This window comes from Streptomyces sp. NPDC058877 (assembly GCF_042742855.1).
In the GTDB taxonomy this organism is placed as follows: domain Bacteria; phylum Actinomycetota; class Actinomycetes; order Streptomycetales; family Streptomycetaceae; genus Streptomyces.
Window position 1 is genome coordinate 1 of the sequence record NZ_JBHYMF010000098.1, and the last position, 26124, is coordinate 26124.

Consider the following 26124-nt stretch of genomic DNA (forward strand, 5'->3'; position numbering starts at 1 on the left):
GGGGACCGGACGCGCCGCGCCCTACGGGATCGTGCGGTGGACGTCCTCCCGCGCGGACGGTCCGGGCGTCGCGTCCGCGATCCAGGGGCCTTCGCCGCTCGGGTCCACGATGCCGGCCTCCAGCCAGGTGTAGCGGCCGGCGAGCACCGCGTCGACGACCCGCCGGTCCAGGTCGTCCGTGTTGGACCAGAGGCGGTCGAAGAGCTCCTCGGTCCGCAGTCGGGCGTGCCGGCAGAAGGCATCCGCCAACTGGTGGGCCTCACGGCCGTGGTCCGTGGTGGTGCGCAGCAGTTCGGCCCGGACGCACGCGGCGCTCATCGCGAAGAGTTCGGCCCCGATGTCGACGATCCGCCCGAGGAACGCCTGTTTGAGCTCCATGCGGCCCTGCCAACGGGACATCGCGTAGAAGGTGGAGCGGGCCAGTCTGCGGGAGGTCCGCTCGACGTACCGGAGGTGGCCGGCGAGCTCGCCGAACTCCCGGTACGCGCCCGGTAGCTGGCCGGGGCCGGTGACGAGTCCCGGTAGCCAGCGGGCGTAGAAGCCGCCGGCCCGGGCGCCGGCCTTCGCCTTGTCGGCGAGCGACGCATCGGGGTCGATGAGGTCCCCGGCGACGGAGAGGTGGGCGTCGACGGCCTCCCGGGCGATCAACAGGTGCATGATCTCGGTCGAGCCCTCGAAGATCCGGTTGATCCGCAGGTCGCGCAGGACCTGCTCGGCGGGAACGGCGCGTTCGCCCCGCGCGGCGAGCGAGTCGGCGGTCTCGTAACCGCGACCGCCGCGGATCTGGACGAGTTCGTCGGCGATCGACCAGGCCTTCTCGGAGCCGTACAACTTGGCGAGGGCGGCCTCGATGCGGATGTCGTTGCGGTCCTCGTCGGCCAGCTGGGAGGCCAGGTCGACGACGGCCTCCAGGGCGAAGGCGGTGGCGGCGATGAAGGAGAGCTTGGTTCCGACGGCCTCGTGGCGGGCGACCGGCCGGCCCCACTGCTCGCGTGCCCCGGACCATTCGCGGGCGGTCTTCAGGCACCACTTGGCGGCGCCCGCGCAGGCGGCGGGCAGCGAGAGCCGGCCGGTGTTGAGCGTGGTGAGGGCGATCTTCAGGCCGGCGCCCTCGGGGCCGATGCGGTGGCCGGCCGGGACCCGCACCCGGTGGAAGCGGGTGACCCCGTTTTCCAGGCCGCGCAGTCCCATGAAGGCGTTGCGGTGCTCGACGGTGATGCCGGGCGAGTCGGCCTCGACGACGAAGGCGGTGATGCCTCCGGGGTGCCCCTCGGAGGCGGGGACGCGGGCCATCACGACGAGGAGGTCGGCGATGACCCCGTTGGTGGTCCAGAGCTTGACGCCGTCGAGGACGTACGCGTCCCCGTCCGGCGCGGCCGTGGTCGCCAGACGGGCCGGGTCGGAGCCGACGTCGGGCTCGGTCAGCAGGAAGGCGGACAGGGCGGTGCGGGCGAGCCGGGGCAGGAAGGCTTCCTTCTGCTCCCGGGTGCCGAAGAGCTTCAGCGGTTGCGGCACTCCGATCGACTGGTGTGCGGAGAGCAGGGCGCCGACGGCGGGGCTGGCGGAACCGACGAGGGCCAGGGCGCGGTTGTAGTACAGCTGGGTGAGGCCGAGGCCGCCGTACTCCGGGTCGATCTTCATTCCGAGCGCGCCGAGCTGCTTGAGACCGGCGACCGTCTCGTCGGGGATGCGGGCCTCGCGTTCGATGCGGGCGCCGTCGATCCGGGTCTCGCAGAACTCGCGCAGGACGGCGAGGAAGGCCTCGCCGCGGCGGACGTCCTCGGCGGCGGGGAGGGGGTGGGGATGGACCAGGTCGAGGCGGAAGCGGCCGAGGAACAGCTCCTTGGCGAAGCTGGGCTTGTGCCAATCCCGCTCGCGCGCGGCCTCGGCGACCTGCCGGGCCTCGCGCTCGGTGACCTTGGGCCGCGGGGCGGGTGCGGACATGGACACCTCCTTGGGCTTCCTGTCCGTCGTACCCGATTTCGGCGGGTCCGGAAAGGCGGCGGGCCCGGAAAGGCGAAAGGCGGCCCGAGCCCCCGCACAGTGGGCGCTCCTCACCCCCGCTGACCTGCGGCCTTTCCCCGACCAGCACCGGAGCAGAAAAAGTCAGCCCCGTTCAGCCGGTCCTGGGCAATCCTGGGGCCCCATGGGCTACCTCCGTGTTCCCACGGGAACATCCGAGGGAACGCGTATCTCCCAGGGATACGAGCTGTCTGGGAGACGTTCCTGACCGTCGACACGCCACTGCCCCGGCATCCAGTCACCTGACCGTCGGGGCGGCGACCCGTCCAGGACCGGGATCGGCCTGGGGGACGTCGTGCGGCAGGCTGCTCAGCCGCCGGGCCTCGGGTTCCAGAAGGGTTCCGTGGGGCGCCACGGCTCGGGACGCGGGGGCAGCTTGCTGACGGACTCAGCTCGCCGGGGCCGACACGGCGGCGTGCAGCTCCCGGACACCAGCGGCACGGGGGTGCCGCTGCGCGAGCTCCGTGACGATGCTGCGGATCGCGGGCCGGTCCCGTACCTCGCCGGGGCTCGCGCGGTGAGCGTCGAGCAGGGCGCGGGCGGTCTGCTCCGGACGGCCCCACGCCCACCAGGCACGGGCCATGTCTGTGCCCAGGCGTGCCTTCCGCTCGGCCGTGGGGAAATGCTCGGGCCGAAGGTTCCGCCCGGCCTCCAGCGCCGCGCCTGCGTCCCCCAGGGCCCAGTGGACCCCAACGGTGTAGAGGTCCACGGCCGCCGGGTTGATCGGGAAGAGACGGCCGGCGGGCGCGATGACCGGCAGTCGGCGGGCAGCGTGCCGGGCCTCCTCTGCCATGGCCAGGGCCTCGGCGCGTCGGCCGCCTCGGGCGGCGGTGTAGGCCAGGGTGCACAGCATCTGCGCGTAGGCCGAGGACGCCGCGTCGGTCCGGAGCCCTGTCGCCTCCACCCGAGCCGCGGCCGACTCCATGAGGGTCTGGGCTTCCTCGCCCCGGTCCTGGTGGCGCAGCACGATCGCGAGCTCGCGGGAGGCAGCGGCGGCGAGCGGGGAACCGGACACCTCGGCCCAGGTGTGCGCGCGGGTGGCGGTGAGGCGGGCCTGCTCACCGCCATGTCCCTCCGGGGCCAGGGCCTGGGACTCGCCCCGAGCAAGCTGGTCGACATCGGTGCCCACACGATCATCCTGGACACCGTCGCCTACGCCGAGCTGTGCGACAAGTACAACGGTGGGCACTTCCTGCACCACGTGCCCAAGGTCGAGATGAAGAACGACGGGTCGGTCATCAAGACCGCCCACCTCGTCGCCCGCGCCGGATGGGAGGTGGACCTCCCGCTGTGGGAAGACGCCGCCGACTGCGGCCCCTGCCACCCGGGCAACGACTCGCACTGACCCCCACGTGACGCCCTCGGCGGTCCGGGCCCACGGCTCGGGCCGCCGAGGCACGCCCGGGTGACTTTCGCCCGAACAGGCAGCAGCCCCCGCGCGGTGCCGCCAGGATGACCCGGGTGACGACCACGACCACAGACCTATGGCACCACTACGGCCGGACCCGCGCCGCACAGGACCACGCCGTCCCCGACTCCTTCCACTGGGTCTGGAGCCAGCAGGACGGGCCGGGCCCGGAAGTCCTCGGCAACCTCACCGGCAAGGCCCTGGCCGACCTCGGCGCCGGCACCGCCCGCCACGCCGCGCACCTGGCCGTGCACCACACCCCGGACCGGGTCGATGCCGTAGACGCCTCCCCGGCACAGCACGGCATGGCGACCACCCTCTACGCATCGCTCGCCCCGCGCCTGAACCTCGTCCACCAGGACGTGGTCACCCACCTTCGCGCGAACCCGGACGCCTACGACGTGCTCTACAGCGTCTTCGGGGCGGTGGACTTCACCGACCCCCGCGAACTGCTCCCGGCCGCGGCCCGCGCGCTACGCCCCGGCGGGCGCCTGGTCTTCTCCACTCTCGCCCACTACCTGTCCGGCGCCCCCGCGCAGCCGGACGTCACGGCCGCCGAGGTACCGGCGAAGACCCCGGAGGGCGAGAGCGCCACCATGCACCGGTGGGTGTTGCAGGAGCACGTGTGGACCAAGGTTCTGGACGGGGCCGGGTTCACCGACATCCGCGTCGAGGAGCTGCCCGCCGGTGACGGCCCCCGGTCCGCCGCCACCCTCCTCGTCACGGCCGAGCTCACCGCCTCCTGAGCCCAGACGTACCGCTGCCCCGGCCTCAGTCTCCTGGGTGCCGGGGCAGCGGTACGTCGAAACGGTGTGGTCGGTCAGGCGGCGTCCCGGCGGGCGTTGTGCGCGGCGAGCAGCTCCTCCAGGCGCCGGATGCACCTGAGCTACATCCACTGCGTCATAGACCACGGGGTCTACACCGAGGAGATCGGCCAGGAGCTCCACGCCATCGCCGGGCAGCTCACGACCAGCCTGGGTTGGTTCTGCTACGACGCGGACCAGCAGACCGAGGCGCGGGTCTACTTCTCGGAGGCCCTGAACGCCGCGATGCTCACCGGGGACAACCCCCTCGCCACGCGCACCCTGTCGAACATGAGCCGCCAGTGCGTCGACCTGGGCAAGCCCCGGGAGGCCGTCCGCTTCGCCCGGACTGCCAAGCAGTACGCCACGAAGTGGGGAGCCCCGCCGCGCGTGAGCGCGCTCCTGGCCATCCGGATCGCCCAGGGGTACGCCCGTGCCGGCGACGAGCTCAACACCTCCATGGCCATCAAGCGGGCATGGCGCTCCTTCGACCAGGGCGCCAGCGACCGTGCCCCGGAGTGGACCACGTTCCTGAACGAGGCAGAGCTGACCTGCCTGGAGGGTACGGCCCGCGCCGACCTTGGCCAGCACAAGCGGGCCGTCCGGCTCCTGGACCGCTCCGCGACCCTCCAGAACATCGAGCACTCCCGCAACCGGGGCATATGCCTGGCCCAGCTCGCCCGCGCCGCCCTGTCGGACCGGGACTACGACCGCACCACGGACGCCACCCTGGAGTCCCTGCGCCTCATCGAGGGCGGCCAGTCCTCGACCCGTAACGCCGGCGGCTGGGCCTCGTCCGCGACAAGCTCGGCGCGCACAAGACCAGCGCGCCCCTGCGGGAGACGCTCGACCTGCTCACCCACTACATCGCCTGACCGAGGAGTCCCCCGTATGCCTGGCCGCACGACGCCCGCCCTCACCCTCACGCGCCTGACCGGCCAGACCGCTCCGGACGTCATCACCGAACTCACCGCCGTGTACGCCAAGGTCTACGACGTGCCGCCGTACATCGGTGACCCGTTCTTCTCCGTCGAGACATTCGGCTCCCGGCTCGACGGCGCTTTCGAGATGGACGGGTTCGAGCTGGTGACGGCCCGCCTCGAGGACGGCACGCTCGTCGGGTACGTCCACGGCGTCACCCCCACCACGGACCGCCCGTGGTGGGTGTCCCTCGGCGACGTCGTCCCCGTCGAGCCGAGGAAGGCCGCGGAGGCCGGCCCGCCGTCGCCGGGGGGGGGTGGGCAGTCCGGTTCCGGGTGGTCCGGACACAGCCGCGCGAGGCGCCTGTTCGCCTGGTCCACTCCGTCCCGGAGGCTGCCGTCGTCGTTGGGGTGGAGTTCGTGCTCGACGCCGCCCAGCCGGGTGGCCAGTTGTTCCCGGACTCCTCGACTGCGGCCTTGAACGCCTTCACCGCGTCCTCGTCGTCGAAGCGCTCGACCTGCCATCCGGCACCGCCGGGGTCTCGCCACTTCCCTGGTAGCTGGTGATCTCCCCGGCCTTGTTTGTACGCGGAACTACGCTCGCCACGTGCGGAGAGTGTCCCTTCGTGTCCCCAGCGTGTTCCCGCGACCTCGCGGGAAGCAAGCTGGAGTCGACTGTCTCCGCAGGTCAGGCCAGGTAAAAGAGAAGGCGGCCCGAGCCCCCGCACAGTGGGCTCGGACCGCCTGGTCCGGTGGGACCTGCGCCTCAGAGGGCGAGGCCCGTCAGGACGAGCACCCGCTCGTACGTGTAGTCGTCCATGGCGTACTTGACGCCCTCGCGGCCGACGCCGGAGCGCTTGGCCCCGCCGTACGGCATCTGGTCGGCGCGGTAGGAGGGGACGTCGCCGACGATCACGCCGCCGACCTCCAGGGCGCGGTGGGCGCGGAAGGCGGTCTGCAGGTCATGGGTGAAGACACCGGCCTGGAGGCCGAAGTCGGAGTCGTTGACCGCGGCGAAGGCCTCGGCCTCGCCGTCGACCTTGGCGACGGTCAGGACCGGGCCGAAGACCTCGGCGCGGGCCAGGGTGACCTCGGCCGGGAGGTCGGTGAGCACGGTCGGGGCGTACGTGGCGCCCTCCCGCTTGCCGCCGGCGAGGAGCTTCGCGCCAGCCGCGACGGCCTCGTCGACCCAGGACTCGACGCGCTTGGCGGCGTTCTCGTCGACGAGCGGGCCGACGTCGGTGGCGTCCTCGGCCGGGTCACCGGTGACCTGGGCCTCGACAGCGGCGACGATCTTCGGCAGCAGGCGGTCGTAGACGGAGGCGTCGGCGATGACCCGCTGCACGGAGATGCAGGACTGGCCGCCCTGGTAGTTGGAGAAGGTCGCGATGCGGGTCGCGGCCCAGTCGAGGTCGGCCTCGGAGGACCAGTCCGGCAGGACGACGGCCGCGGCGTTGCCGCCGAGCTCCAGGGTGCAGTGCTTGTGCGGCACGGACTCCTGGATGGCGTAGCCGACCTTGTCGGAGCCGGTGAAGGAGATGACCGGGAGGCGCTCGTCCTGGACCAGGGCGGGCATGCGGTCGTTCGGCACGGTCAGGATCGACCAGGAGCCGGCCGGCAGGTCGGTCTCGGCCAGGATCTCGCCCAGGACCAGGGAGGAGATCGGGGTCGACGGGGCCGGCTTGAGGATGATGGGGGCGCCGACGGCGATGGCCGGGGCCACCTTGTGGGCGCTGAGGTTCAGCGGGAAGTTGAACGGCGCGATGCCGAGGACGACGCCCTTGGGGATGCGGCGGGTGAGGGCGAGGCGGCCCGCGCCACCGGCCTCGGTGTCCAGGCGCTGGGCCTCGCCGGCGTTCCAGCGGCGGGCCTCCTCGGCAGCGAAGCGGAAGACGGAGACGGCACGGCCGACCTCGCCGCGGGCCCACTTGATGGGCTTGCCGTTCTCGGCGGAGATCAGCTGGGCGATCTCCTCGGTGCGCTCGGCGAGCCGCTTCGAGACGTGGTCGAGGGCGGCGGCGCGGACGTGCGCCGGGGTCGCGGCGAACTCGTCGACCACGGCGTGCGCGGCGGCGACGGCCTCCTCGACCTGGGCCTCGGTGGGCACGCTGACCTTGCCGACCAGACGTCCGTCGTACGAGTTCGTGACGTCGAAGGTGGCCTCGCCGGTGGCCTTGCGGCCGGCGAGCCAGAAGGCGTGGGTGGTCGTCATTGCGTCCCGGCCCTTTCCGTTTCGGGGAGCGAGCGATTGCTCTCGTGACACGTTAGGGCCGAGCGGGCGGCCGTGGGTTTGTCCGGTGTGGAGTGGTGCCCCTGGGGCGGCTGTCCGGTTTGGCCCAAGCGGACGGGTAAGAGCGGCGAGGGGCCGGTACCCGTGCGGTGGTCGGGGCCGTCATGCGCCGCACGGGCGGGCGGCAGCAGCGGTCGTGTCGCGCGTGCCGGCGCCGGTCGTGTCGCGCGTGCCGGCGTCCGGATTCCGTTCCCGCTCCGCACGCCGGGAACCGCCGGCGGGGCGGGAACGGCCGGTCATCCGCGTCGCTCGGTCGACACGATCAGGCAGACGGCACCGACGACGATCGCACCGCCGAGGACGATGGGCCGGGTCAGGCCCTCGTTCAGGACGAGGGCACCGAGCAGGACGGCGACGATCGGATTGACGTAGGCGTAGGTGGCGGCGAGGGAGACCGGGGCGGTCTGGAGGAGCCAGGCGTACGCGGTGAAGGCGATGAGCGAGCCGAAGACGATCAGGTACGCGAGGGCGACCCAGGACCGGCCGGAGACCGCCGCCAGGTCCAGTTCGTGGTGTTCGCCGCGCAGGAGGGCCACGAGGAGGGCGGCGAGGCCGCCGGCCAGCATCTCGTACGCGCTCGCGGTGAAGGGGTTGGCGGGCAGCGGCAGCCGGGCGGAGGAGACGGAGCCGATGGACCACAGCAGTGCCGCGACGAGTACCAGCAGCACGCCGCCGATCTTCACCTCGCCGCTCAGGCCGGGGAGGGTGAGGACGCCGAGGCCGGCGAAGCCGAGCAGGACGCCGCCGACCGCACCGGGGCCGGGGCGTTCCCCGAGGGTCGTGCGGAGCAGGACGACCCAGATGGGGACGGCCGCGATGAGCAGCGCGGCGAGGCCGGAGGGGATGGAGGTCTCGGCGAGGACGACGAGTCCGTTGCCGCCGAGGACGAGGAGCAGGCCGACGAGGGCGGCGGAGCCGAGCTCCCGGCGGTTCGCCTTGAGGGCGGCGGGGCCTTGGCGCCAGGCGACGACCGCGGCGAGGAGCAGTCCTGCGGTGACGAAGCGGGTGCCGCCGGAGAGGAAGGGCGGAAGGGTCTCGACCACGATGCGGATGCCGAGGTAGGTGGATCCCCAGACCACGTACACGATGCCGAGCGCGGCCCAGACGGCGCCGGTGATGCGACGGGCGGGGACGACGGCGGTGCGGGGCTCGGGGGCGACCGGGGCCGCATCGGGGGCCGGATCGACGGCAGGGCTTGTCATGAGCAGGAGATTAGGGAGCGCGCGCCCGAACAGCCAAGAAAATTGCCCGAATTCGGGCAGGGGACGGCGTCTTTAGGGGCCGGCGGCCCTCCTCGACCCGCCCCGGAAGAACGGGCGGGGCTCCCGGGACCGCGACGCCGGCGGCAGCGGGTGGCGGAAGCCACACCGACCCGCCCCGCCCCACCCCGACCCACTGCTATCCGGCGTCCTCGCCCGTCGCCTTCAGCGCGAGCCACAGCTCCATCCGGACGTCCGGGTCGTCCAGGGACCGGCCGAGGATCTCCTCCACCCGGCGCATCCGGTAGCGCAGGGTGTGCCGGTGCACCCCCAGGTCCGCCGCCGCCGCGTCCCACTGGCCGTGCCGGGACAGCCAGGCGCGCAGCGAAGCGACCAGATCGCCGCGACCGGTCGCGTCGTGGTCCCGGAGGGCACGGAGCATCCCGTCGGCGAAGGCCCGGACGGCGTCGTCGGCCAGCAGAGGGAGGACCGAGCCCGCCGCCAGGTCCTCGTGCTCGACCAATGCCTTACCGCGCCGCCGGGCGACCGACAGGGCCTGCTCGGCCTGCTTGTACGCGGCTGCCGCGGAGCTCGGTCCGGCCGGCGCGGAGAGCCCGACGACGACGCCGGCCTCCTCCGCCTCCCGGTCCGCGTACGCCCCGCACGCGGCGACGAGCGCGCCCCCGTCCCCGGCGAGGGCGACGAGTCGCTGCCCGCTCTCGGCGACGGTGAGCACGGCCTCGCCCGCCCGGGCGGCAGCTGCTTCCAGCGTCTCGGCGAGCACCGGCAAGGGCGGCTCGGCGGGCTCCTCTCCCCCGGCGGACTCGGCGACGAGCAGCCGGAAGGGGGCGTCGAGCAGCCCCCCGTAGAGGTCCCCGGCCACCGTGCGGGCGTGCTCCGGCTGCCCCGCGAGCATCAGGCGGAGCACCGCGGCGCCGAGCCGGTGCTCCGCGGCCTGGAGCGACCGGGAACGTTCCGTCGTGAGCGTGAGCAGGGCGATCGCCGAGTGGACCGCGTACCGCTCGGCGGTCCCGAGGGGCGCCCCGGTACCGACGGCCAGGGCGCCGCGCACCCGCCGCCCGGTGCCGAGCGACTGGAGTTCGACGCGGTCGTCCGTGCTGCCGACGACCGCGCTGGCGGGCGCGGGCCGCTCGCGCAGCCGCTCCACGTCGGGGGTGAGCCGGGCGGCCCGACGCGCCGCCCACTCGGGCGACACCGCGACGACCGTCCCGGAGGCGTCGTACAGGGCGGCCCAGCCGTCGACGTGCGCGGCGAGCCGGCCGACGACGGCCTCGGGCCCCTCGGCGAGCGCGGCGCGGGTCATCTCCCGCTGGGCTTCGAAGCCGGCGGTGACGGCCCGGTACTGGTCGGCGGAGATGGCCGCCGACACGGCCTTGCTGATGGCCAGGAACGGAGTCCTGCGCGGCACTTCCAGGAGCGGCAGGTGCTCCTCGCGCGCCGCGGAGAGCAGGGCCGGCGGGATCTCCTCGTAGTTGACGCCCACGGCGAACCCCAGCCCGACCACCCCGGCACCGAGCAGGCGCCGCACGTAGCGGCGCATCACGTCCGGGTCCTCGGCGTCGAGCGTGAGGGCGGTGGTGAGGAGGAGTTCGCCGCCCTCCATGTACGGGACGGGGTCGGCGAGCTCGCTGACGTGGGCCCAGCGGACCGGAGTGTCGAGGCGATCCTCACCTGCACGGACGACGAGCTTGAGGGCGGAGTGCTGGACGAGCGAGGCGAGGGTGGGCGGCATTGGGGACCGTCGGACCTTTGGGGCGAGGACCGCGCCCGGGGGGAGCCGTGCACGGCGGCGGAGAGGCACCACCCAGCCGGGCGGCGCTCCCCGATTGTGCCAGGACCGCCGGGCCCCCGCTCAGCCGAGCGGCACGGGTCCCGTCGGGTGGGGACCGTCACGGCCGGGACGGCGGCCGGCACGCGGTGTCGGTCCCGGCGCCGCCGCCGTTCAGCCCCGGAGGTCGACCAGTACCGGTGGTGTGTGCGTGCCCTGGGCCGTGGTCAGCGACACGACCGCGTGCCCGGGCGGCACGGAGTGCGCGAGCTCCGAGGCGGACCACCGCTCCCGCTCGACCTTCCTCGTCGTGACCGCGTCCGTGGTGACCGCCTGCCCCGTGGCCTTCTTGCGCAGGTAGTGGATGAACCGGGTCATCGGCTGGTGGGCGAAGACCGTGTGGTGCGCGACCTCGGTGGTCTCCACCCACTCCTTGCCCCAGGTCTCGGCGAACCCCCGGCCGTCCCAGGTGGAGATGCCGGCGAGCGCCACCCGGCAGCCGACGGCGCCGAGCAGCGGTCCGTGCAGCGCCTCGGGCACCTCTCCGAGGGTGCGGAGCCCGAGGACGACCCCTGCGTTGTGCGGGCGCAGTCGCTGGAGGGAGCGGACGGTGCCCCTGGTGAGCGCCCCGGTGGCGTCGTCGAGGACGAGGGAGACGAAGTGGGCGCGCTTGGTGCCCGTCCGGGCCGCCGACAGGAACTGGGCGAGCACCAGTCGGGCGAGGAGCCGCGAGGCCTCCTCGTGGCCGCTCTCGGGCAGTTTGATCCGGACCCGCAGCGGATGGTGGACGACGGACTTCAAGGAGAAGGGCCGTACGCCGCTCCCGTCGGCGCCGAAGAACTCGGCGAACGCCGGACGGTCGAGGAGCGACAGGCGGTCCGCCAGGACCGGCCCCGCGTCGGCGGCGGTACCGGCCTGCCGGATGCGGGCCTCCAACTCGCGCCGCATGACGGCGGCGTCGACCGGCAGCCGGTCGAGGAGTGCCGCGAGGGTGTCCGGGCCCGCTTCGAGGAGTTCCCGGAGGACCGGCACCGGAGGAAAGCGGCCGTGCACGGCCCGGTAGGGGCCGATGAGCTGGGCGAGGACGGTGGCGGCCCGCCGGGTGTCGAGGTTCTCGACGTCGCCGACCAGGCCCTCCGCGAGCAGTTCGGCCGCTTCGTCGGGATCGGTGAGGCCTGCGTACGGGTCGAGGTCGTACGGCGAAGCCGGGTCGCCCGGGTGGACCACGACGTCGTACGCGGCGTCCGGCCCGAGCGGCGCGTCCGCCGTGCCGACGGCGACGACCGCGCAGGCGCCGGTGAGGGCCTGCAGGGCGAGCGACTCGACGACCGGGGCGCTCAGCCGGGCGGTCTTCCCCGCGCCGGAGGGGCCGACGACCAGCAGCGAGGTGGCGAGTGCCGCCGGTTCGAGGGCGAGACCGACGCCCCGGTAAGCCGCCGGGTTCCGCGGCTCGGCGACGCAACGGCCGATGCGGACCTGCCCGACGAGGAGGTCGTGCACGGCGGTGCGGCCCGGGAGGTCGCGATCGCCCGAGGGGTGTGCGCCGGTTGCGGCGCCCCGGCTCAGCACGGCGTCGGCCAGGGCTGCGGGGCCTCCCTGGTGGGTGCGGCCCGGTTCCAGGGCACGCCGGATCCGTGCGCAGTCCACGTCGTTCATGCGTCCGGCCCGGAGTTCGGCGGTGAGCAGGTCCGCCGCCGCTCCCTGCCCGGCCGCCCTGAGCTCGGGCCATTGCGAGAGCGGTGGGGGCGCCGCCGGGTCGAGGGGCGGGACGGTTCCGCCCGCCGTGGCGGCCCTGCGGGCCCCGAGCCGGGCGCGCAGCAGTTCACCCCAGCCCCCGAGGCGGGCGAAGGGCCAGAGCACGGCGGCCGTGATCAGGGCGTACAGGGCGTAGACGAGGGCGGGTGAGGCGAGGACGTCGTACCCACCGCCGAGCAGCACCACGAGGGAGAGCAGCGGGGCGACGAGCGGCAGCGGCTCCCAACCGATGCCGGGGAAGGCGTCCGGCCAGACGAAGGTCAGGACGATCAGTGCGGCGCCCGCCGTGAGGGCGGCCCGGGCGGTCGGGCGGCGGTCGGCGAGGAGGTGGCGGGCGAGGTCGGACCACGCGCCGAGGCGGGCGATCGCGTAGACGAGCAGGGCGAAGAAGACCCCGTCGTAGACGACGTGGGCCTCGGCGCCGCGCCAGTCGCGGGGCGAGGTGGTTCCGGAGTACCACCAGTCGCCGGGGGTGAAGGTGGCGAGCGGGATCCACTGGTACGGGACGGCGCCGCGCCGCCAGGCGGACCAGATCAACAGCCCCAGCAGCAAGGGGATCAGCAGTCCCGCCACGGTGACGGGGGCGAGCTTCCGCGCCTCTTTGGGGGGTGGCGGCGGCACGTGCCTGAACCGCCAGGTGCCGGGTGCGGCCTCGGGCCGGGGCGCGTCGATCCAGGCGACGGCGGGCGGGGTGGCGGAGGCCGGGGGTGCGGGCGCCGGGGGCTGCCGCGGCGGTGTCGACGGGCGCGGGGGCGCACCGGGCGGGCCGCCCTCGGTCGGCCGCTGCGCCCGGCCCGGTGGCAGGTGCGGCGGCGGGGTCGCCCCGCTGCGGCCGTCGGTCGGCGGCGCCGTCGGACGCGGGACCGCGCCCCCCTTGGTGTCGCGTGACTCGTACGTGCCGTCGGTCTCCATGAACCCCTGCCCCCTGACCAGCCAGGTCGCCGCGTCTGTGCCACCGTCAATCTAGTGCGCCCGGGGCGCTCCGGAGGGGATTCGACCACCCGTACGGCCGAGGAGCCCTCCGTCACGGCCGAGGAGCGCCGTGGTCCCGTGGAGCGGGCGGCCGTGCGGGGACGGTACGGGGTGGGGCGGGGGACGCGAAGGGGGACGACGGGGGCGCCATGTCCATCTCGGACAACGACACGCGGCCACCACTCCCGATCGGCGCATGCTTCTCCCCCGTTGCCGCGCCTAGCCTGCGGAGGAAACCCACAAGTGCGTCCAGAACACCCCCAGGAGCCCCGCATGAACGCTGTCCCGCAGGAGCGGCGCATCGTCACCGCCATCCCCGGTCCGAAGTCGCAGGAGCTTCAGGCCCGCCGTCTCGACGCGGTCGCCGGCGGCGTGGGCTCCACGCTGCCGGTCTTCACCCAGCGGGCCGGCGGCGGCATCATCGAGGACGTCGACGGCAACCGTCTGATCGACTTCGGCTCCGGCATCGCCGTGACCTCGGTCGGCGCCTCCGCCGAGGCCGTCGTGCGCCGCGCCTCCGCGCAGCTGCAGGACTTCACCCACACCTGCTTCATGGTGACGCCGTACGAGGGCTACGTGGAGGTCTGCGAGGCGCTGGCCGAGCTGACCCCGGGCGACCACGCCAAGAAGTCCGCGCTCTTCAACTCGGGCGCCGAGGCGGTCGAGAACGCGGTGAAGATCGCCCGTTCGTACACCAAGCGCCAGGCCGTCGTCGTCTTCGACCACGGCTACCACGGCCGGACGAACCTCACGATGGCGCTGACGGCGAAGAACATGCCGTACAAGCAGGGCTTCGGCCCGTTCGCGCCCGAGGTCTACCGCGTGCCGGTGGCGTACGGCTACCGCTGGCCCACCGGTGCCGAGAACTGCGGCCCCGAGGCCGCCGCCCAGGCGATCGACCAGATCAGCAAGCAGATCGGCGCCGACAACGTCGCCGCGATCATCATCGAGCCGGTGCTCGGCGAGGGCGGCTTCATCGAGCCGGCCAAGGGCTTCCTGCCGGCGATCGTGAAGTTCGCCAACGACAACGGCATCGTCTTCGTCGCGGACGAGATCCAGGCCGGCTTCTGCCGCACCGGCCAGTGGTTCGCCTGTGAGGACGAGGGCATCGTCCCGGACCTCATCACCACCGCCAAGGGCATCGCGGGCGGTCTGCCGCTCGCCGCCGTCACCGGCCGCGCCGAGATCATGGACTCCGTCCACGGCGGCGGTCTGGGCGGCACCTACGGCGGCAACCCGGTGGCCTGCGCCGGTGCGCTCGGTGCCATCGAGACGATGAAGGAGCTCGACCTCAACGGCAAGGCCAAGCGCATCGAGGAGGTCATGAAGGCCCGCCTCACCGCGATGCAGGAGAAGTTCCCGATCATCGGCGACATCCGTGGCCGCGGCGCCATGATCGCCATCGAGCTGGTGAAGGACCCGGCGACGAAGGAGCCGTACGCGGAGGCCGCCGGCACGCTGGCGAAGGCCTGCCACGCGGAGGGCCTGCTGGTCCTGACCTGCGGCACCTATGGCAACGTGCTGCGCTTCCTGCCGCCGCTGGTCATCGGCGAGGACCTGCTGAACGAGGGCCTCGACATCATCGAGAACGCGTTCGCGGGCATCTGAGGGCCGATCCGGCGCACGGTGTGAAGACTCTGTGGGGGGCCGATGGCGGGACGCGTGTCCTGCTGTCGGCCCCCCGCTTCCGTACCGTACGGTCGTCCCGGATGAGAGAAACCTCCGGGGCGGAGCCTCCCCGGACCCGCCCGCACCGTGCCGTCGCGCACACCGCCGGACCCTCGGGCTCCGGAACTCCTCACCGATCGGATGGCCGCCCGCCCCACACCCCCCGGGGCGCGCGGCAGCCCGGTCTGCCCGGCCGCCCCGGAACGCTCCTGCCCGTTCCCCGGCGGCCGGTCCTCTTCTTCTCCGCGTTCGTCGCCCTCGCCGTCGTGACCTGGCAAGTGCTCGTCCACGGCCCGCTGGTCGGGATCGACGAGCGGCTGTCCCGGGCCCTGCTGGACGCGGTCCCCCGCTCCCTGAGCGAGCGCGCCTCCGACCTCGGCAACCTGACGGTCGCCCTGCCGGTCCTGGCCTGTGCGATGGGGTACGCGGTGTGGCGCGGGCGCCGCGCCGCCGCCCTGCACGCGGGTCTGGCGATGGCCGTGGTGCCGCTCCTGGTGATCCCCCTGAAGGAGTGGACGGCGCGCCCGGGCCCCCTGGAGCCCTGGGCCCAGGGCTACTACCCCTCGGGGCACACGGCCACGGCGGCCGTCGCCTACTTCGGGGCGGCCTTCCTGGTCTCGGACCGCCTGGTCCCCGTCGCCGCCCTGTTGACGGCGGTGACGGGGACCGGACTGGTCCTGCGGGGCTTCCACTGGCCCTTGGACGTGTTCGCCAGCCTCTGCCTCTCGCTGCTGGTGCTGGGGGTCAGCTCCAGTCGTACGCGTCGAAGTTCCGGCTGAACCCCCACTGGTTGTAGCGGTCCCAGTTGATCGACCAGGTCATCAGGCCGCGCAGGGCCGGCCAGGTGCCGTGGGTCTGGTACGCGCCGCAGTTCTGCTTCCTGGTCAGGCAGTCCAGGGCCTTGTTCACCTCGGCCGGGCTGGTGTGGCCGTTGCCCGCCTGGGTGGAGGCGGGGAGGCCGATGGCGACCTGCTCGGGGCGGAGGGCCGGGAAGAAGCGGTCCGTGTTGCCGGCGACCGGGAAGCCCGTGAGGAGCATGTCGGTCATGGCGATGTGGAAGTCGGCGCCGCCCATCGAGTGGTACTGGTCGTCGAGGCCCATGATGGAGCCCGAGTTGTAGTCCTGGACGTGGAGCAGGGTCAGGTCGTCGCGCAGGGCGTGGATGACCGGGAGGTAGGCACCGGCGCGCGGGTCCTGGCCGCCCCAGGGGCCGGAGCCGTAGTACTGGTAGCCGAGCTGGACGAAGAAGGTCTCCGGCGCCATGGTCAGGACGAAGTCGGCGCCGTACGTGGCCTTGAGGGTCTTGACCGCCTGGATCAGGTTGACGATGACCGGGCTGGTCGGGTTCCGGAAGTCGGTGTCACCGGTCTGCAGCGACAGCGAGTGGCCCTCGAAGTCGATGTCCAGGCCGTCGAGGCCGTACTCGTCGATGATCTTCGAGACCGATGCGACGAAGGCGTCGCGGGCGGCGGTGGTGGCGAGTTGGACCTGTCCGTTCTGGCCGCCGATGGAGATGAGGACCTTCTTGCCCGCGGCCTGCTTGGCCTTGATCGCGGCCTTGAAGTCGGCGGCCGATTCGACGCCGGGGCATTCCGTCACGGGGCAGAGGCTGAAGCGGATGTCGCCCGAGGTGACCGACGTGGGTTCGCCGAAGGCGAGGTTGATGACGTCCCAGGAGTCGGGGACGTCCGCCATGCGGGTGTAGCCGGAGCCGTTGGCGAAGCTGGTGTGGAGGTAGCCGACCAGGGCGTGCGGGGGCAGTCCGCCGCCGCCTCCACCGCCGCCCGAGGTGGTCGTCGCGGTCACGGCGGTCGACTTCGGGGACTCGCCGGCGCTGTTGGCGGCGGTGACCTGGAAGGTGTACGGGGTGGAGGGCGCGAGCCCGGAGACGGTGGCCGAGGGCGCGGTGACCGTGAGGACCTTCGTGCCGCCCCGGTAGACGTGGTACGAGGTGGCTCCGGGGACGGCGGCCCAGCCGAGCGGTACGGAGGTGGAGGTCGGCGAGCCGGCCGTGAGGCCGGTGGGGGCGGCCGGAAGCTGGACCGGGTCGCCGCCGGGCCCGTAGAGGGAGAGGTCGTCGGCCTGGTAGGCGGGGGTGCCGTACCAACCGTGGGTGTAGATCGTGACGGCGGTGGTCGAGGCACCGGTGGTGAACGAGGTGGTCAGCCTCTGCCAGTCGGGCGCGGAGGGCGTCCAGGTGGAGACGTCGGTGGTGCCGGTGCCGGTGGCACCGAGGTAGACGTAGCTCCCGCGGACCCAACCGCTCAGCGTGTAACTGGAGTTCGGCTTGACGGTGATGGTCTGGGAGCAACGGGCGTTGTCGCTGCCGGCGGGAGTGGCCTGGAGGGCCTTGGTCCCGCCGTGGACGGGCGCGGTGACGGCGGTGCCGCTGCCCGCCGTGCAGGTCCAGCCGTCGAGGCCGGCCTCGAAGCCGCCGTTGCGGGCGAGTTCGGTGTCGGCGGCCTGGGCCGCGGGGGTGAGGGCGAGGAGTCCGCCGGCAGCGAGGGCGCCCGCCAACAGCAGGGTGAGGGGTCTGGTGCGGTCCACAACTGCCTCCGGGAGTGGGGGAATCGAGGTGGAGCGCGCCACAGCATGGTCCAGACCAATCAAGCGGTCAAGGCCTCCGCCCGGTTCGAGACCGGGGTCGGGGCCGGCCCGGAGCCGGCTCGACGCCCGGTTCAGGCACCACCCCCTCCCCCCTCACCCCTGGCCAGCCGGCCCGCCGCCTCGTGCATCGCCAGCTCCAGGAGCGAGGCGTCGGTGAGGGTGCCCAGACCGTCCGGCGCCACCAGCCAACGCACCCCGCCGGTCACCCGGCCCGGGTACGGGACGACGACCCAGGTTCCGACACCCGCACCGCGCACCCCGGTGCCCAGCCAGCGGGCCACGGTCCCCGGTGGGACGAAGAAGCCCATGCGGGCGTCCCCGAAGTCGGCCAGGACCGGACCCGGCCGGTCCACGAGCCGGGTCAGCACGTCGAGCGTGGGGTGACCGAGCTCCCCCGGCAGGATCAGTACGTCCCACCGCTTCCCGGCGGGCAACAGCACGACCCCGTGGGAGTTGCGCTCCCACTCCCACCGACAGGCGTCGGGATCCGGTGCGACCGAGGCAAGCCACGCCACCGCGGCCCTGACGCCAGAAGCCCCCGTACCAGTCATCGCGACGATCTCCTCTCCGTGTGGACTCGATGTCCACACGGAGAGAGGGGGTACGGGGGCTCCTCTTACGCGACTCCGACCACACGTCACCTGTGACGTGCGTCACAGGCAATCAGCTGTCGAAACCGAGGCCGAGCCGGTCCATGGCCTTCAGCCACAGGTTGCGCCGGCCGCCGTTCGCATCGGCACGGGCGAGCGACCACTTGGTGATCCCGATGCCGGCCCAGGCGACCGGCTCGGGCGGGAAGGGCAGCGGCTTGGAGCGGACCATCTCCAGGTCGGTGCGCTCGGTGCGCTCCCCCGCGAGCAGGTCCAACATCACGTCCCCGCCGAAGCGGGTGGCGCCGACGCCGAGGCCGGTGAACCCGGCCGCGTACGCCACCTTCCCCTGGTAGGCCGTACCGAAGAAGGCCGAGAAGCGCGAGCAGGTGTCGATCGCGCCGCCCCAGGCATGGCTGAAGCGGAGCCCCTCCAGCTGGGGGAAGCAGCGGAAGAAGTGCTCGGCGAGCTTGAGGTACGTCTCCGGCCGGTGGTCCATCTCGGCGCTGACCTTGCCGCCGTACGGATACACCGCGTCGTAGCCGCCCCACAGGATGCGGTGGTCGGTGGTGATCCGGAAGTAGTGGAACTGGTTGGCGGAGTCGCCGAGGCCCTGCCGGTTCTTCCAGCCGATCGAGGCGAGCTGCTCGGGGCTGAGCGGTTCGGTCATCAGGGCGTAGTCGTACACCGGGACGGTGTACGAACGGACGCGCTTGACCAGCGAGGGGAAGACGTTGGTGCCGAGTGCGACCCGACGGGCCAGCACCTTGCCGTACGGGGTGCGGACGCCCATGCCGGCGCCCACGGAGGCGAGCTGCAGACCGGGCGTGTTCTCGTAGATCCGCACCCCCAGGTCGAGGCAGGCCCGCTTCAGGCCCCAGGCCAGCTTGGCGGGGTGCAGCATGGCGACCCCCCGCCTGTCCCACAGCCCGCCGAGGAAGGTCGGGGAGTCGACCTCGGCCCGCACGGCGTCCCGGTCCAGGAGCTCCAGGCCGTCCGCGAGGCCGAGCCGCTCGGCCTCCTCGTACCACTCGTGCAGCTCGTCGACCTGGTAGGGCTCGGTGGCCACGTCGATCTCGCCGGTGCGCTCGAACTCGCAGTCCAGCGCGTAGCGCGCGACCGCCTCCTCGATGGCGTCGAGGTTGCGCTCGCCGAGCTGCTCCAGCTTCGACAGCTCACCCGGCCAGCGGGCGAGGCCGTTGCCGAAGCCGTGCGTGAGGGAGGCCGCGCAGAAGCCTCCGTTGCGGCCCGAGGCGGCCCAGCCCACCTCGCGGCCTTCGATCAGCACCACGTCCCGGGAGGGGTCGCGCTCCTTGGCGAGGAGCGCGGTCCACAGGCCGCTGTATCCGCCGCCGACCACGAGGAGGTCGCACTTCTCGGTGCCGGTGAGGGCGGGCAGGGCCCCGGGCTTGCCCGGGTCTTCCAGCCAGAAGGGGACGGGCTGGGCGTCGGAGAGAGATTGTGCAGCGAGACGCATGGCGACTGGGGCCATGGTTTCCAACTCCTTCGGTGCCTGACCGGGGTTCGGTCAGGCCGTTGCTGTCTTCTTGCGCCGGTTCGTGATGATCTGACCGGCCACGACCACCAGTACCGCAAGGACGAACATCGCGGTGCCGATGACGTTGATCTGAACGGGGGTTCCACGCTGCGCCGAGCCCCAGACGAACATGGGGAAGGTGACGGTGGAGCCCGCGTTGAAGTTGGTGATGATGAAGTCGTCGAACGAGAGCGCGAAGGCGAGCAGCCCGCCGGCGGCGATGCCGGGCGCGGCGATCGGCAGGGTCACGCGCAGGAAGGTCTGCGCGGGCCCCGCGTACAGGTCGCGCGCCGCCTCTTCGAGGCGCGGGTCCATCGACATGACCCGGGCCTTGACCGCCGTCACGACGAACGACAGGCAGAACATGATGTGGGCGATGAGGACCGTCCAGAAGCCCAGCTCGATCCCCATGTTGAGGAAGAGGGTGAGCAGCGAGGCGGCCATGACGACCTCGGGCATCGCCATCGGCAGGAAGATCAGCGAGTTGATCGCGCCGCGCGCCCGGAAGCGGTAGCGGACCAGCGCGAAGGCGATCATCGTGCCGAGGACGACCGAGCCGAGCGTCGCCCAGGCGGCGAGCTGGAGCGAGAGCGAGAGCGACTCGCACATGTCGGCGACGCCGCAGGGGTCCGTCCAGGCATCGAACGAGAACTCCTGCCAGGAGTAGTTGAAGCGCCCCTTCGGCTTGTTGAAGGAGAACGCCATCACGACGAGGTTGGGCAGGATCATGTACGCGAGCGTCAACAGGCCCGCGATGACGACGAGGTTCTTCCGCAGCCAGCGCATCAGACCAGGTCCTCCGTTCCGGCACGGCGGATGTACACGGTGACCATGCCCAGCACGATCGCCATCAGGATGAACGAGAGCGCAGCCGCCGTCGGGTAGTCGAGGACGCGCAGGAACTGCGACTGGATGACGCTGCCGACCATCTTGGTGTCGGTCGAGCCGAGCAGTTCGGCGTTGACGTAGTCACCGCTGGCCGGGATGAAGGTGAGCAGGGTCCCGGAGACGACGCCGGGCATCGACAACGGGAAGGTCACCTTGCGGAAGGTGGTCACCGGGGAGGCGTACAGGTCCTGGGCGGCCTCGTGCAGACGGCCGTCGATCCGCTCCAGGGAGGTGTAGAGGGGCAGGATCATGAAGGGGAGGAAGTTGTACGTGAGGCCGCAGATGACCGCCATCGGGGTGGCGAGGACGCGGTCGCCCGCGGTCCAGCCGAGCCAGCTGGTGACGTCCAGGACGTGCAGCGCGTTCAGCGCGTCGACCACGAGGCTGTCGTCGGCCAGGATCGTCTTCCACGCGAGCGTGCGGATGAGGAAGCTGGTGAAGAAGGGCGCGATGACGAGCACGAGCAGCACGTTGCGCCAGCGACCGGCCCGGAAGGCAATCAGGTACGCCAGCGGGTAGCCGAGCAGCAGACAGAGCAGGGTCGCGGTCCCGGCGTACAGCAGGGAGCGGACGAACTGCGGCCAGTACTCCTGGAAGGCCTCCCAGTAGGTCTGGAAGTGCCAGGTGACCTCGAAGCCCTGCTCCAGGGAGCCGGTCTGCACCGAGGTCGAGGCCTGGTAGACCAGCGGCAGCGCGAAGAAGACCAGCAGCCAGACGATGCCGGGCAGCAGCAGCCAGTAGGGGACGAGCCGCTTGCGGGTGGAAGGCTTGCGCAGAACCGGTTCTTCGACCGGTGCCGCGTCCGCCTTCGTCAGCGTGGGAGTGCTCATCCGGCGTCCTCCACCGTCTCCACGCCCGCGTCGATGTCCTGCGTCGCGTCGAGGCCGAAGGTGTGGGCCGGGTTCCAGTGCAGGACCACCTCGGCGCCGGGAACGAGGCGGGCGTCCCGCTCGATGTTCTGCTCGTAGACCTGGATCTCCTCACCGGCCGGCGAGTCCACCACGTACTGGGTGGAGACGCCGATGAAGGAGGAGTCGACGATCCGGCCGGTCACCCGGTTGCGGCCGTCGGCGATCTTCCCCGCGTCGTCGACGTGCGCGAGCGAGATCTTCTCCGGGCGGACGCCGAGGAGCACCGTGCCGCCCTGGCGGACGGCGGAGGCGCAGCGGTCGCCCGGGACCTTCAGCTTGCCGCCGCCCGCGGTCACGACGACGTCGGTCCCGGTCTCCAGGACCTCGGCCGTGATCAGGTTGGAGGTGCCGAGGAAGTTGGCGACGAACGTGGTCTGCGGGTTCTCGTAGAGGTCGGCGGGGGCACCGAGCTGCTCCACCCGACCGCCGTTCATCACCGCGACCTGGTCGGCCATCGTCATGGCCTCCTCCTGGTCGTGGGTGACGTGCACGAAGGTGATGCCGACCTCGGTCTGGATCCGCTTGAGCTCCAGCTGCATCTGGCGGCGCAGCTTGAGGTCGAGGGCGCCGAGCGGCTCGTCGAGGAGGAGCACCTGCGGGTGGTTGATGAGCGCGCGGGCCACGGCGACGCGCTGCTGCTGGCCGCCGGAGAGCTGGTGCGGCTTGTGACGGGCCTTGTCGCCGAGCTGGACGAGCTCCAGCATGTCGTCGACCTGCTTCTTCACCGACTTGATGCCGCGCCGGCGGAGACCGAAGGCGATGTTCTCGGAGATGTCCATGTGCGGGAAGAGCGCATAGGACTGGAAGACGGTGTTGACCGGCCGCTTGTACGGCGGGAGGTCGGTGACGTCGGTGTCGCCGAGGAAGACGGAACCGGTGGTCGGGTCCTCCAGGCCGGCGATCATGCGCAGCGTGGTGGTCTTTCCGCAGCCGGAGGCGCCGAGCAGGGCGAAGAAGGAGCCCTGCGGGACGGTCAGGTCGAGCGGGTGGACGGCGGTGAACGAGCCGTACGTCTTGCTGATCCCGGTGAGACGGACGTCGCCGCCGGTGTTCTTGTCAGTCATGGGTTGCGGTCCCAGGGGAGTGAGAGAGGTGGACGAGGCCGGACTCAGGCGCCGATGAGCTTGGCGAACTTCTCCTCGTACGCCGTCTCCTCCTCGCTGCTGAGCGAGCGGAAGGCGTGGGACTTCGCGGCCATGGCCTTGTCCGGGAGGATCAGCGTGTTGTCGGCGAGCTCGGGGTCGATCTTGGCGAGCTCGTCCTTCACCCCGTCGACGGGGCAGACGTAGTTGATGTACGCGGCGAGCTGGGCGGCGACGGGAAGCTCGTAGTAGTAGTCGATGAGCTTCTCGGCGTTGGTCTTGTGCCGGGACTGCGCGGGGACCAGCAGGTTGTCGCTGGACGTGATGTATCCGGCGGACGGAACGGCGAACCTGATGTCCGGGTTGTCCGCCTGGAGCTGGATGACGTCGCCGGCCCAGGCGAGACAGGCGGCGATGTCGCCCTTGTCCAGGTCGGAGGTGTAGTCGTTGCCGGTGAAGCGACGGATCTGCTTCTTGTCGACGCCCTTCTGGAGGCGCCCGATCGCCGTGTCGAAGTCGGCGTCCGTGAAGTTCCCGGGGTCCTTGCCCATGTCGAGCAGGGTCATGCCGACGGAGTCGCGCATCTCCGTGAGGAAGCCGACCCGGCCCTTGAGCGCGGGGTCGTCGAGGAGCTGGGTGACCGAGTCGACCTTCTTGCCGCCGGTCGCCTTGACGTTGTACGCGATGACGGTGGAGATGCCCGTCCACGGGTACGAGTAGGACCGGCCCGGGTCCCAGTCGGGGCGGCGGAACTGCGGGGACAGGTTCGCGTAGGCGTTGGGGAGGTTGGCCGGGTCGAGCTTCTGCGCCCAGCCGAGCCGGATGATGCGGGCGGCCAGCCAGTCGGTGACGCAGATCAGGTCGCGGCCGGTGTCCTGGCCGGCCGCGAGCTGCGGCTTGATCTTGCCGAAGAACTCGACGTTGTCGTTGATGTCCTCGGTGTACTTGACCTTGATCCCGGTGCGTTTGGCGAACTCCTCCAGGGTCGGGCGGGACTTCCCGTCCTCGCTGACGTCCATGTACTCGGTCCAGTTGGAGAAGGCGAGGCTCTTCTCCTTGGCCGAGACGTCGATGGACGCGGGCCCCTCGCCCTCCCGCTTGGCCGGCGGGATGCCACAGGCGCTCAGACCGGCGAGTCCGCCGATCACGAGCGCACCGGCGCCGCCCGCGCGCAGCATCGAACGGCGGCTGAGGGCGCCCCGGCCACTCGTCATGCTGCGCCGCATCGCCGCCAACTGCGCGGCGGACAGGCTGTCGGGCTCGTACTGCTCCATGCGCTGTGCCCTTTCGGGATGGTTGCGCCGCTGGTCGGGCGGCGGTGTCGGCTATCGGTCCCCGAAGATCGTGCGGTGCCAGTCCTTCTCGGCGACCGCGGTGTTGTCGAACATCACGTGCTTGACCTGGGTGTACTCCTCGAAGGAGTACACCGACATGTCCTTTCCGTATCCAGAGGCCTTGGTGCCGCCGTGGGGCATCTCACTGATGATCGGAATGTGGTCGTTGACCCACACGCACCCGGCCTTGATCTCCCTCGTGGCGCGGTTGGCCCGGTACACATCGCGGCTCCAGGCGGAGGCGGCGAGGCCGTAGGGGGTGTCGTTGGCCAGTCGAATGCCCTCGTCATCGCTGTCGAAGGGCAGGGCCACCAGAACCGGACCGAAGATCTCCGACTGCACGACCTCACTGTCCTGCGCGGCGTCGACGATCAGGGTGGGACGGTAGTACGCGCCGTTCTCAAGCTCTCCACCAGGGGCTTCGCCTCCGGTGACGACCCTGGCGTAGCCGCGGGCGCGCTCGACGAAGCCGGCGACGGCGTCGCGGTGGCGGTGACTGACCAGCGGACCGAGGTCGGTGCCCGACTCGAAGGGGTCTCCGACCCGGACGGTCTCCATGAGCTCGGCGACCCGGGCGACGAAGGCGTCGTAGAGCGGGCGCTGGACGTAGGCGCGGGTCGCCGCGGTGCAGTCCTGGCCGCTGTTGATGAGGGAGGCCGCCACCGCGCCCTGGGCGGCGGCCTCCAGGTCGGCGTCGTCGAAGACGAGGAAGGGGGCCTTGCCGCCGAGTTCGAGGTGGAGCCGCTTCACGGTGGCGGTGGCGACCTCGGCGACCCGCTTGCCGACCGGGGTGGAGCCGGTGAAGGAGGTCATGACGACGTCGGGGTGGCCGACGAGGTGCTCACCGACGACCCGCCCGGAGCCGCTGACGATGTTGATCACACCGTCCGGAATACCCGCTTCCTTCGCCGCCTGCGCGAACATCAAGGAGGTCAGCGGGGTGAGCTCGGCCGGCTTGAGGACGATCGTGTTGCCGGCGGCGATCGCCGGGAGGATCTTCCAGGCGGCCATCTGGAGCGGATAGTTCCAGGGAGCGATGGAACCCACCACGCCGATCGGCTCGCGCCGGACGTACGAGGTGTGGTCACCGCTGTACTCGGCGGCCGACTGGCCCTGGAGGTGGCGGGCGGCCCCTGCGAAGAAGGCCGTGTTGTCGATCGTGCCGGGCACGTCGAACTCAGTGGTCAGCTTCAGGGGCTTGCCGCACTGGAGCGACTCGACCTCGGCGATGTCCTGGGCCCACTCGGCGAGCACGCCGGCGAGCCGGTGCAGCGCGTCGGAGCGCTCGCCCGGGGTGGCCGCGGCCCAGCCCGGGAAGGCCGCCTTGGCGGCGGCCACCGCCTCGTCGACGTCTGCGGTGGAGGCGAGCACGTACGTGTACACGCTCTCGCCCGTCGCCGGGTCGATCACGCTGTGTGACCGGTCCGAGGTTCCCGCGCGGAGCCTTCCGCCGATGTACTGCGCGCCGTCCGCGAAGCGGTCCGTCACCTGGAAGCGGTTGCCCATGACGCTCTCCGTTGTCCCAGCTCGAATTGAGTGCCGATCCTGACAGAGGGACGGCCCGCCAACAAGTGATTCCGTTGTTGCCTTTTGGTTACGCGACGGAATCGGTCGACCATGTGTCGAGGCGGCCGGAAAATCTCCGTACGGAGTGTCCGTGGCGCATGCCAGACTCGCATGCATGAGCAAGATCGAAGAGCTGACGCAGCAGGTCAACAGGGGTGACCGGGTGAAGTGGCTGCACTTCTGGGGGCACCGGCCCCACCCGGAGGGACGGCTCTCGGCCAGCTGCCTGAGCCAGTGGTGGCCCGCCCCCTTCACCGTGGACGGCGTGACCTACGCGACCGCCGAACACTGGATGATGGCGGCCAAGGCACGGCTCTTCCTGGACGCCGAAGCGGAGCGGGCGGCGGTGGAAGCCCGCACGCCCGCGGAGGCCAAGAAGGCGGGGCGACTGGTGCGGGGATTCGACGAGGCCCTCTGGGAGCGGGAGCGCTTCGAGATCGTCGTCACCGGCAGCGTCCACAAGTTCTCCTCGGACGAGGCGCTGCGCGCGTACCTCCTGGGGACGGGCGAGCGGGTCCTGGTCGAGGCCAGTCCGCTCGACCGCATCTGGGGCATCGGGCTCGCCGCGGACGCCCCGGGGGCCGGTGACCCGGCCCGCTGGCGGGGCCTCAACCTCCTGGGTTTCGCCCTGATGGAGGCACGGGACCGGCTCCGGGCCGTCTGATGCAGGAGGGCCCCGCACCGAGAACGGATGCCGTTGGTTAATTCGGGGCCTGGCGTGACGTCGGCCTTCAAGACTCGGTTGTGGTCTTGAAGGCCGGCGTTGTCGTATGGGGTGGGTGC

At 71.9% G+C, this 26124-nt stretch carries 19 protein-coding genes and 1 pseudogene; 6 read left to right on the forward strand and 14 right to left on the reverse strand.

Annotated features, from left to right (window positions below; genetic code table 11):
- Positions 1-21 precede the first annotated feature (21 nt).
- Both ACFW2Y_RS22155 and ACFW2Y_RS22160 read right to left on the reverse strand, forming a co-directional pair.
- Positions 22-1944: an acyl-CoA dehydrogenase family protein gene (locus tag ACFW2Y_RS22155; protein WP_384881826.1), complete on the reverse strand. Its 1923-nt coding sequence runs from the start codon at positions 1942-1944 to the stop codon at positions 22-24.
- A 466-nt stretch (positions 1945-2410) separates the two neighbouring features.
- Positions 2411-3082 (reverse strand): annotated as a pseudogene (locus tag ACFW2Y_RS22160) (transcriptional regulator); the annotation flags it as partial.
- 6 nt (positions 3083-3088) lie between these two features.
- Here ACFW2Y_RS22160 and ACFW2Y_RS22165 point away from each other — a divergent pair.
- The 3 genes from ACFW2Y_RS22165 (at position 3089) to ACFW2Y_RS22175 (ending at position 5634) form a co-directional block, all read left to right on the forward strand.
- A complete protein-coding gene (locus ACFW2Y_RS22165; RefSeq protein WP_384881829.1) occupies positions 3089-3367 on the forward strand; it encodes a hypothetical protein in 279 nt (92 codons plus the stop codon).
- Positions 3368-3474: 107 nt separating this feature from the next.
- On the forward strand, positions 3475-4176 hold the full coding sequence (locus ACFW2Y_RS22170) for a methyltransferase domain-containing protein (RefSeq protein WP_384881832.1): 702 nt from the start codon (positions 3475-3477) through the stop codon (positions 4174-4176).
- 129 nt (positions 4177-4305) lie between these two features.
- On the forward strand, positions 4306-5634 hold the full coding sequence (locus ACFW2Y_RS22175; RefSeq protein WP_384881835.1) for a hypothetical protein: 1329 nt from the start codon (positions 4306-4308) through the stop codon (positions 5632-5634).
- Between the two features lie 285 nt (positions 5635-5919).
- Here ACFW2Y_RS22175 and ACFW2Y_RS22180 read toward each other — a convergent pair whose 3' ends face one another.
- From ACFW2Y_RS22180 to ACFW2Y_RS22195, 4 genes are all read right to left on the reverse strand, one after another.
- Positions 5920-7365 (reverse strand): aldehyde dehydrogenase family protein, encoded by a 1446-nt coding sequence (locus tag ACFW2Y_RS22180; RefSeq protein ID WP_384881838.1) that lies wholly within the window; start codon positions 7363-7365, stop codon positions 5920-5922.
- 314 nt (positions 7366-7679) lie between these two features.
- Positions 7680-8645: an EamA family transporter gene (locus ACFW2Y_RS22185; RefSeq protein ID WP_384881841.1), complete on the reverse strand. Its 966-nt coding sequence runs from the start codon at positions 8643-8645 to the stop codon at positions 7680-7682.
- Positions 8646-8841: 196 nt separating this feature from the next.
- Entirely contained in the window at positions 8842-10395 is a 1554-nt protein-coding gene (locus ACFW2Y_RS22190) for a PucR family transcriptional regulator (RefSeq protein WP_384881844.1), read from the reverse strand.
- Between the two features lie 210 nt (positions 10396-10605).
- Positions 10606-13098, reverse strand: coding sequence for an ATP/GTP-binding protein (locus ACFW2Y_RS22195; protein WP_384881846.1), 2493 nt, complete (start codon positions 13096-13098; stop codon positions 10606-10608).
- 333 nt (positions 13099-13431) lie between these two features.
- Between ACFW2Y_RS22195 and gabT the strand changes: the two genes are divergently transcribed.
- Both gabT and ACFW2Y_RS22205 read left to right on the forward strand, forming a co-directional pair.
- A complete protein-coding gene (gene gabT, locus ACFW2Y_RS22200) occupies positions 13432-14766 on the forward strand; it encodes a 4-aminobutyrate--2-oxoglutarate transaminase (RefSeq protein WP_384881849.1) in 1335 nt (444 codons plus the stop codon).
- A gap of 326 nt (positions 14767-15092) precedes the next feature.
- Positions 15093-15605, forward strand: a complete 513-nt coding sequence (locus ACFW2Y_RS22205) for a phosphatase PAP2 family protein (RefSeq protein WP_384881852.1) — start codon at positions 15093-15095, stop codon at positions 15603-15605.
- Here the strand turns inward: ACFW2Y_RS22205 and ACFW2Y_RS22210 are convergent.
- The 8 genes from ACFW2Y_RS22210 to ACFW2Y_RS22245 form a co-directional block, all read right to left on the reverse strand.
- Positions 15571-17373, reverse strand: a complete 1803-nt coding sequence (locus ACFW2Y_RS22210) for a chitinase (RefSeq protein ID WP_384881855.1) — start codon at positions 17371-17373, stop codon at positions 15571-15573. The two genes, ACFW2Y_RS22205 and ACFW2Y_RS22210, sit on opposite strands and share 35 nt — an antisense overlap.
- A gap of 131 nt (positions 17374-17504) precedes the next feature.
- A complete protein-coding gene (locus ACFW2Y_RS22215; protein ID WP_384881858.1) occupies positions 17505-17984 on the reverse strand; it encodes a hypothetical protein in 480 nt (159 codons plus the stop codon).
- Between the two features lie 112 nt (positions 17985-18096).
- Positions 18097-19515: an NAD(P)/FAD-dependent oxidoreductase gene (locus ACFW2Y_RS22220; protein WP_384881861.1), complete on the reverse strand. Its 1419-nt coding sequence runs from the start codon at positions 19513-19515 to the stop codon at positions 18097-18099.
- Positions 19516-19551: 36 nt separating this feature from the next.
- Complete coding sequence (locus ACFW2Y_RS22225; protein WP_384881863.1) at positions 19552-20346, reverse strand: ABC transporter permease; 795 nt, start codon at positions 20344-20346, stop codon at positions 19552-19554.
- Complete coding sequence (locus ACFW2Y_RS22230; RefSeq protein WP_384881866.1) at positions 20346-21278, reverse strand: ABC transporter permease; 933 nt, start codon at positions 21276-21278, stop codon at positions 20346-20348. The genes ACFW2Y_RS22225 and ACFW2Y_RS22230 overlap by 1 nt, the downstream gene beginning before the upstream one ends.
- Positions 21275-22423: an ABC transporter ATP-binding protein gene (locus ACFW2Y_RS22235; protein ID WP_384881869.1), complete on the reverse strand. Its 1149-nt coding sequence runs from the start codon at positions 22421-22423 to the stop codon at positions 21275-21277. Before ACFW2Y_RS22235 ends, ACFW2Y_RS22230 begins: the two co-directional genes overlap by 4 nt.
- 44 nt (positions 22424-22467) lie before the next feature.
- On the reverse strand, positions 22468-23715 hold the full coding sequence (locus ACFW2Y_RS22240; RefSeq protein ID WP_384881872.1) for a PotD/PotF family extracellular solute-binding protein: 1248 nt from the start codon (positions 23713-23715) through the stop codon (positions 22468-22470).
- Positions 23716-23766: 51 nt separating this feature from the next.
- Positions 23767-25281 (reverse strand): gamma-aminobutyraldehyde dehydrogenase, encoded by a 1515-nt coding sequence (locus tag ACFW2Y_RS22245; RefSeq protein WP_384881875.1) that lies wholly within the window; start codon positions 25279-25281, stop codon positions 23767-23769.
- A gap of 175 nt (positions 25282-25456) precedes the next feature.
- On the opposite strand from ACFW2Y_RS22245, the gene ACFW2Y_RS22250 reads away from it, so the two are divergent.
- Positions 25457-26005: an NADAR family protein gene (locus tag ACFW2Y_RS22250; RefSeq protein WP_384881878.1), complete on the forward strand. Its 549-nt coding sequence runs from the start codon at positions 25457-25459 to the stop codon at positions 26003-26005.
- Positions 26006-26124: the final 119 nt, after the last annotated feature.